This is a genomic window from Acinetobacter sp. 5862, assembly GCF_024494585.1.
In the GTDB taxonomy this organism is placed as follows: domain Bacteria; phylum Pseudomonadota; class Gammaproteobacteria; order Pseudomonadales; family Moraxellaceae; genus Acinetobacter.
This window is the reverse complement of the sequence record NZ_JANHGP010000057.1, coordinates 1-1,963: the sequence shown is the minus strand read 5'-3', so window position 1 is coordinate 1,963 and position 1,963 is coordinate 1. Positions and strand designations below refer to the sequence as shown.

Sequence of the window (1,963 nt, the reverse complement as noted above, 5' to 3'; positions counted from 1 at the left end):
GAATTTATTGCCTTGTTGCCTGCTACTTCATTGGATGGAGCTGCGATATTGGCAGAGAAAATCCGATCTACGATTGAGCAAGAACAAATTATTGTAAATCACGCCATCAGTTTAAGTATTGGGGTAAGTGTAGTCCTGTTAGATGATACTGATATGAATGATGCGATTCGTCGTGCAGATAAAAATTTGTATATGGCGAAGCAGCAAGGACGTAATCGAGTGATTTCTTGATTGCTATAGTGGATTCAAAGTTCATGTAAATAGCTTTGGCAACGCACTACTTTTAATATTTGATTATTGCTAGGTTTTTTAAAATTTTTAGGTGAATGAGCATGTCCTTTGATCTCAAAGTTAGTTTACAACAAAGGGCTGAGCCGTCTGCGCAGCAGAAAAAGTTGAATCGTCTCATCGATCAAATTGAACAGCAAAAAATTAGCCTTAGCATGTGGCAAAATGCCCAAGCTGAAATTCAGCAACATACACGGCAAAAACTTTTACCCGTGTATAGTGAACTCCATGAAATACTATTTCAGCAGTTAGAACAACTTTGGAATATGTTACACAGCCATGAGTTTTCCAAAGCTAATCTACAGCAACTGGATGAAAAAATTGCTCAGCTTGCGCACATGTTAAAACGTTCCAAAATTTTGGATGAAGAACAATTAAAGCTAGTCAAGCAGATTGATATCTTTTATCAGCAACATGAACAGCAATCATCGAAAAAGAATAAAAAAGTACAGTCAGTTAAGTTCGAACTTAATGAAAACTTTGATCAAAATATAGAATTAGAAGAAGATGACTTTGAACAATATGCTGCTGAGCAGCAACAAGCACGTGAGCAGGCCAAGCAACTGAGACAACAGCAGAAACGTGAACAAGCTGAGCAGATGGCAGCACAGTCACTCAAAACAGTCTATTTAAAAATTGCTGCGATGATTCATCCTGACCGTGAGCAAGACGAGACCAAGAAAGAAGAAAAAACTGAGTTGTTCCAACAGGCAAGTCAGGCTTATGAACAGCAGGATTTGTTTTATTTATTGAAACTGCAATTACAGCTTGAACAAAATAAAGGTGTAGGTACGAAAGAGTTATCGGCAGAGCAAGTGAAGTTTTATAAATTGGCTTTGGATGCACAAAGTCAGCAGCTTGACAGTCAAATTGATGAGATTTTGGATTCTTTTCAGTTGGCGAAGAAGGTGAAAGCAGAGCATGTGCATATGAGTGATGTGTATAAAGCCATAGATGCCGATTGTGCTGAGTTAAAGCAACAGTTGAAGTGGGAAAAGGAACGTTTAAAGCATATGAAAAAGGTGAGTGGGGTAGAGATGTTGTTGGAGCATGGGGCACTGTAACCTCTCCCTAGCCCTCTCCTAAAAGGAGAGGCAACGTTATTGTGTGTCTAATAATAGGTTTATTCACAAAGTGCACTCTTTTAAGAGAGGATTATGAGAAAATTTTATTCATAATCAAACTAAGCTCGCATTGCTCAATTTCTTGATATGTGATTTTTGGTAGATAACTAATATTTTCTCTTTCTATAATTTGTAAAGCATTAAGAGCTTTTGATGGTTTATCATCGCCTGAAGTATGATTTGGATAATAAGCTTCAATTGCTCCTAAATTTAATACAAAATAATCTAAATCATATAAACGGTTTATTAGCTGAATTTTCTCTTCTAAATAGAAAGTTTCAGGTAATTTTAATGCCTCTCTGCGCTTATTATTTGTTTCAAACTCGAAAAGCTCGTCAATTTCATTTAGGTCAAGATCTGTAATTTCTTCTTTGTTTTTGACTTTATTTGCCAACTCTTTTAATCGAATATATTTGTCTTGCCATGAACGCTTCTTAGATTGTTCAGAAATAATTGAGCCTTTGATCTTACTTCCGATGTTTTGTTGTTCGCATATCTGATCCAGTTTTGCTAAGAAATTTTGCCTTAAATCATGTAATTCTGAAGCCGTA

At 36.2% G+C, this 1,963-nt stretch carries 2 protein-coding genes and 1 pseudogene; 2 read left to right on the top strand and 1 reads right to left on the bottom strand.

Translation table 11 applies throughout. The annotated features are described in order from the left end of the window. The coding region (locus NO346_RS11330) for a GGDEF domain-containing protein (RefSeq protein ID WP_256415216.1) at positions 1-231 on the top strand (231 nt) is incomplete at its 5' end. A 101-nt stretch (positions 232-332) separates the two neighbouring features. Beyond that, entirely contained in the window at positions 333-1,352 is a 1,020-nt protein-coding gene (locus NO346_RS11325; RefSeq protein WP_256415215.1) for a molecular chaperone DnaJ, read from the top strand. A gap of 91 nt (positions 1,353-1,443) precedes the next feature. Here NO346_RS11325 and NO346_RS11320 read toward each other — a convergent pair. After that, a pseudogene (locus tag NO346_RS11320) lies at positions 1,444-1,963 on the bottom strand (ATP-dependent endonuclease); the annotation flags it as partial.

Excerpts from the sequence above, each read along its gene's own strand:
- NO346_RS11325 (WP_256415215.1), top strand. The coding sequence starts at position 333 with ATGTCCTTTGATCTCAAAGTTAGTTTACAACAAAGGGCTGAGCCGTCT.